The following is a 5,894-nucleotide window of genomic DNA, read 5'->3' as shown; positions in this document are numbered from 1 at the left end:
GGGAACGGGTTTCTGTCTCATCTTTGCGTCCTTTGATAAAGCTATGATGAGCCAAAAACCCTCTCTTCTCAATTAATACAATTTGGTCTCATGGGCGTTGATGTCGGACAGTTCGGTGAGTTTCGCAATTGCGTTGGGATCATCCGACGAAATCCTTCTGGTTCCGACTGAGGCCGCACGACTGCGCAATTCGCTCGCTCGTTTGTTTTCTTCAACGCTGGCTCTCATGGCGTTGTCGGCTCGTTCAATAGCGCGGCGGTGTCGTTTCTCGGAATGATGACCGACAAGGATAGGCTGTCCAAACGGAATGGCGGTTGCGGCCTCGCTCATGTCCGCACGCTTAAAATGGGCTTGGGCGCGGGCATCAGCACGCTCGGCAGCAGCTTCAAGACGATCACGGCGGGCGGCCTGTTTAGCTTCCTAAGAGTTAGTCATTTCGGTTTCTCCTTTTTCCGCGAAGCGGTCTTCCTGTCCCGCCAGGGCAGGAACCCCGTTCCTGCTCCTGCGGCGTCGCAAGCGAGACCGGGGGAGAGGGGGCAGCGCTCCCTTTTCCCTACTAAAAGGATCAATGAGCCGCCGCAGGGCGGCGCTTTTTTGAGGCTGTTTACCACAGCCTCCGGCCGTAGGGTGGAAAACGGCGTGACCGTGCATCTACATCACCAAGTAAGGGGTCGGTTCCGGCTGGGGGCGGAATGACACTCTAAGCCGTTTCTTCCTTGGGCCAGAGATATTCGCCGGTCAGTAATATGTGTGCCCAACCCAGCGGAGAGATATGCGCCAGAAGTTCGGGCGGCACATCAAGTCCTTCATTCCGGCGCTCTGCGACTGCCTGGCCGAGATGGAGGGTGTTCGAGTAGATGATGATTGCGGTGAGCAGGTTGAGGCCAGCGATCCGGTAATGTTGGCCCTCGGTCGTTCGGTCTCGGATTTCACCTTGGCGGCCGATGCGCAGCGCATTCTTGAGAGCGTGGTGAGCCTCGCCCTTGTTGAGGCCGATCTGAGCACGCCGCTGCATGTCCGTGTCGAGGATCCACTCTATAATAAAGAGTGTCCGCTCCACGCGGCCAACCTCACGCAGCGCAACCGCCAGATCGTTCTGGCGAGGATAGGAGGCAAGCTTGCGGAGCAACTGGCTCGGCTTGATCTTGCCAGCAGCCATGGTCGCGGCGCATCGAAACAGGTCGGGCCAGTTCGCGATAATCAATTCCTCGCGGATCTTGCCGCCGACCAGTTTGCGCAGATCCTTAGGTGTCCCTGCTGGATTGAACACGTAAAGGCGCTTCGAGGGCAAATCGCGGATGCGCAGGACAAGGCGGTATCCGAGCATGCCACTGGTCCCGAACAGGTGATCGGTAAACCCTGCCGTATCCGCATATTGCTCTCCAACCTGCCGACCTGCCTCATTCATCAGCAGGCCATCCAGGATGTATGGGGCCTCGCTGACTGTCGCAGGAATAGTTTGTGATGCGAACGGCGCGAACTGGTCGTTGACGTGAGTGTAAGCCTTGAGGCCGGGTTCATTTCCATATTTGGCGTTGACCATGTTCATGGCCTCGCCCTGCCGGGCTGAAGGGAAGAACTGGCCATCGCTCGATGCGGTCGTTCCCATGCCCCAGAACCGGGACATCGGCAGCTTTGCCTGCGCAGCCACCACGATCGCCAGCGCCTGGTCCATTGCCTCGCTTTCGACATGCCAGCGGGCCAGCCGCGATAACTGCCAGTAGTCATGCGTGTTCGTGGCCTCCGCCATCTTGCGCAGTCCCAGATTCAGCCCCTCTGCGAGCAGCACGTTGAGCAGGCCGATCTGGTCACCGCATGCAACCCCGGTTCTCAGATGAGTGAAGGCTTCGGTGAATCCGAGCGCAGCATCGACCTCCAGCAAGATGTCGGTGATCCGAACTGGTGGCATCCGGCGATAGAGATCTAGTATCAGTTCCTCGGCACTGTCCGGAACATCAGCCGTCAGCCGGTCGATCCGCAACGTTCCATCCTCGATGCTGCCGCGAGGGATGGTTCCGTCGCGAGCGGCCCGTGCCAGCCGCTTCAGACCATCGGCGAGCCGAGCCTTGCGATCTGTCAGCCAAAGCTGCGGATCGAGGGGAACGGCGAGTCTGGTGTTCGTCTTTGCTGTAGTCAATGGCACCAGGACCTGCTTGAGATCGCCATATCGGCGCGAATGATCGAGCCAGATGTCACCGGATCGGAAAGAATCCCGCAGGTGAAACAGGACCGCCACTTCCCAAAGACGATTGTCGCCTTGGTTTTGGGCTCGGAGATGCCGGTGCCATTTCGAATTCGGCCGCAGGAAGGTTTCGGCTGTCGGTGGGGACGCTCGCATTTCCCCGATGGCTTTCGCTGCCGCCACCAAGGGCTGAGCCACTGACGCCGCCTTGAGCTTCAGGCAACGCAACATGCGCGGCGCGTAGCGGCGGAACCGATGATATCCTTACCCGACATGAGCCAATGGATCGTCCGCCAGCGTATTGCTGAGTTGGGCGCCGGTCGCGACCAGTTGTTCGAGCCGGCCCCATTCCGCCGATTTGGCGACCGCCATTTCCAGCGGCACACCATCATTGCAGGCTTCGAGCAGGGAGGCTCCCAGTGCGGTGAAGGCGCGTAGCGTATCGGTGACCGCTGCCTTGGAACCCGCAATCCGCTCATCATGCAGACGTTTCGCCTCGCGCCAGGTTTTTCCAACGATCCGGTCATGGGTCTCGACCACCGTATCGGCGATCGCCGCCTCCCATTCCACTGCACAGACTGCAAGAATCGCCCAGCGTCGATCAACGCTGATGTCGCGCAAGCCATCGGTAAAGTAGCGCTCGCCCTGCCGACGCAGGCGTGCGACACGATGCGGCGGGATACCGGCGAGAAGCTGCGGATCAAGAGCAAGGCCACGCAGCAATTCCAACCTGTCGAGCAGCCGGTTCGCCGCTGTGGAATTGTTGCCGACCTCGAACTGGCGAAGCCAGATGAAACGGCTAACATTGGCATCGAGGAGTTCGGTCAGCAGCCCGTCAAGTCGTTCGCGCGCGTTGCTGTCGAGCTTTTCCGCGATCCGCGTCTCGATTCGCCGTTCGGCGGCGACCAGTGCATCCGCACATAGTCGCTCGATGGTCGATACCGCTGGCAGGATCGTCAGAGTCTCACGACAACGCGCAACCAGACGGTGCGCGAGATCCTCGTTCGAGCGGGCATCTTCCGCCTGATCGGAAAGCCAGTCCCGCAGATCACGGGCACCACGACCAGAGAAGGTCTTGTAACCGTAGATCCCACGCAACGCCTCCATATGCTCCTGGCGGGTCTGGCGCCGGGCGGCATAGGTGAGAAGCGCATCGGCCGGGACGCCTAGCTGAGCCCCGATGAACGACAGGACCTCATGCGGGATCATCTCGCCCGGAGCCAGCGCGCGCCCTGGATATCTCAACGCGCAAAGCTGTAGGGTGAACCCCAGCCTGTTCTCCGGCCTGCGGCGTTCTTGGATGTTTGCCAGATCGTCGTCGCCCAGTGTGTAATGCCGAAGCAGTGACAATTCATCAATGGGCAGATCAAGCAGTGCCGAGCGCTGTCGCTCGGTGAGAATGTGTCGTCTCGGCATCCTGATTGTCCCTATTGAAGTATAGTCTGTTTTGGACAACAATCGGCCTATACAAATCAAGGCTTTCCGGCACCAAAATCCACGAGGGTTCAATTGGGACAGCGCGCTGCAATTTATTGCCGGGTCTCGACGGCCGACCAGTCATGCGAGCGGCAGGAACGCGACCTGGCTGCCTTTGCAAATCGGGCGGGCTATGAGGTTGCCGCAATTTTCAAGGAAACCGGCTCCGGCTCGAAGCTCGACCGCGCCGAGCGGCGGAAAGTGATGGCTCTGGCCCAAGCTCGGAAGATTGATGTGGTGCTGGTCACCGAACTTTCTCGCTGGGGTCGTTCAACGGTTGATCTGCTCCACACCCTTCGCGAGTTGGAGGGTTGGAAAGTGTCGGTTATCGCCATGAACGGGATGGCCTTCGATCTATCGTCTCCCCACGGCCGCATGCTCGCGACATTCCTGTCCAGCATTGCCGAATTCGAGCGCGACCTGATCAGCGAGCGGGTCAAATCAGGACTCGCCGCCGCAAAGGCGCGAGGCAAGAGGCTCGGCCGCCGGCTCTGTTGCAAAAAATTCAACTGGCAAGGCAAGCCCGTCGTTTTCTGCTGTCAAGGGGTTTGACCTTGTAGATTCTGGGCGAGCAGTTCCACGGCTTCTGTCAGCGCGCTCGGCCCGATACCAAAAGCGCGTTCAACGATACGCGCTTCCCCACGGATGTCTCGTGTCAGGTTGAAAATAGCAGCCTGATTCTTGCGCAACGCCCGCATGACCTCGAAGCCCTTGATCGTCGCATATGCCGTCTTCAACGTCTTGAACCCTCTAACTGGTTTGATCAGCTGCTTCAGCTTGCCGTGGTCAGCCTCGACGACATTGTTGAGGTATTTGACCTGCCGATGCACCAGTTCATCAGGGCATTTGCCTTCGGCCTTCAATTGCGCGATGGCAATCCCGTAGGTTGGCGCTTTGTCAGTGTTGATGACACGCGGCTTTTCCCAGTCTTTCAAGCCGTTCAAAGCCTTCCCCAGAAAACGCTTGGCTGCTTTCGCGTTGCGCGTCGGAGACAGGTAAAAATCGATCGTGTTGCCGAATTTGTCGACGGCTCGATAAAGGTAAGTCCATTGTCCCCGGACTTTCACATAGGTTTCATCAACCCGCCAACTCGTTGACTGTGGTCGACGCCAATGCCAGCGCAGCCGTTTTTCAATCTCCGGCGCGTATGTCTGGACCCAGCGATAAATCGTGGAATGATCGACGGGCACACCGCGCTCACTCATCATCTGTTCAAGGTCGCGGTAGCTGATCCCATACCGGCAATACCACCGCACCGCCCATAAAATCACGTCACCCTGAAAATGGCGCCACTTGAAATCGCTCATCGAAAATCTCGCGGAAAATTGTCGGCACTCTTTCGGACATCGGCAATTTTTTTGCAACAGAGCCGCCTGGAAGACTCTTCGTTCCGAGGGTACACATTTCTACCCTACATCGGCCCTAAAACGATTTTCAATGAAGCGAATTCTCGGTGAAGGTCTGGCGACAAATCTTCTAAATCCGAAAATGGCCCTCTTTGTCCTGGCATTATTTCCTCAGTTTGTGCACCCAGAAGCAGGGTCACTCACTGTTCAGATGTTGGTTCTGGGTACCGTGCTGAACGGAATCGGCTTTGTCGTAAATGGCTTGGTTGTCCTGCTGAGCGGACATATCCGCAGTCATGTCACTGGTTTGGTCCGGTTCAGGAAGCTGCCACAGTATCTTCTCGCTACAGTCTTCGCAGGATTGGCTTGCCGCCTTGCACTAGGAGCCAGAAACTAACTTACATCCCCATCCAACTAGGTTGGGCGGGTCGCGCGGGACGCTTAGGGAGCATTTCACACCTCCCGCAAACAATCTCTTAGAGTGTCATTTCGCCCCCAGCCGGAACCGACCCCAGTAATATCAAAGGGCGGGAGGGGAGTTTGAGGGGAGGGGCTACGGGGCTCCCCTCGGGCCATAGGACAAACGCTCGATGCGCTTGTTCTATAGCAATTTACTCTATCGCTTATGCGTAAGCGCTCATTTCCACGCACCTTCACTGGCCGAAGGGAGTGGTGCAAAGGGTGTCCACCGATTAAAAGGGTGGACACCGATGGAAATTATGGGAGCGGACGGAGCGAAGCCACATGTGCTGTTTGTGGACCGACAAGGGAACCATCACTATGATCGCGAATGGAAGAAGCAAGTTGTTGCCTTGGCCCTTGAACCCGGCGCTTCTTTATCGCGTGTTGCCATTGATCACGGGATTAATACCAACCTTGTGCGCAAATGG

At 57.8% G+C, this 5,894-nt stretch carries 3 protein-coding genes and 3 pseudogenes; 3 read left to right on the top strand and 3 right to left on the bottom strand.

Features of this window, described 5'->3' with window-relative positions; all coding sequences use genetic code 11:
* Positions 1 to 72: 72 nt before the first annotated feature.
* Together ABE527_RS21340 and ABE527_RS21335 are read right to left on the bottom strand one after the other, a co-directional pair.
* A pseudogene (locus ABE527_RS21340) lies at positions 73 to 405 on the bottom strand (DUF3560 domain-containing protein); the annotation flags it as partial.
* A gap of 295 nt (positions 406 to 700) precedes the next feature.
* Positions 701 to 3,598: pseudogene (locus ABE527_RS21335) on the bottom strand (Tn3 family transposase).
* A gap of 93 nt (positions 3,599 to 3,691) precedes the next feature.
* Between ABE527_RS21335 and ABE527_RS21330 the strand changes: the two are divergent.
* Entirely contained in the window at positions 3,692 to 4,210 is a 519-nt protein-coding gene (locus ABE527_RS21330) for a recombinase family protein (RefSeq protein WP_499698240.1), read from the top strand.
* Here the strand turns inward: ABE527_RS21330 and ABE527_RS21325 are convergent.
* Entirely contained in the window at positions 4,198 to 4,965 is a 768-nt protein-coding gene (locus ABE527_RS21325; RefSeq protein WP_499698239.1) for an IS6 family transposase, read from the bottom strand. The genes ABE527_RS21330 and ABE527_RS21325 overlap by 13 nt on opposite strands.
* A 64-nt stretch (positions 4,966 to 5,029) precedes the next feature.
* Between ABE527_RS21325 and ABE527_RS21320 the strand changes: the two are divergent.
* Together ABE527_RS21320 and ABE527_RS21315 are read left to right on the top strand one after the other, a co-directional pair.
* Positions 5,030 to 5,401: pseudogene (locus tag ABE527_RS21320) on the top strand (LysE family translocator); the annotation flags it as partial.
* Between the two features lie 313 nt (positions 5,402 to 5,714).
* A partial coding sequence (locus ABE527_RS21315) for a transposase (protein WP_499698026.1) occupies positions 5,715 to 5,894 on the top strand: 180 nt, incomplete at its 3' end.

The sequence above is a fragment of the Brucella sp. TWI432 genome, assembly GCF_039674445.1.
In the GTDB taxonomy this organism is placed as follows: Bacteria; Pseudomonadota; Alphaproteobacteria; order Rhizobiales; family Rhizobiaceae; genus Brucella; species Brucella chromiisoli.
The sequence above is the reverse complement of the archived record's forward strand: the minus strand, read 5'-3'. Positions and strand labels throughout refer to the sequence as shown.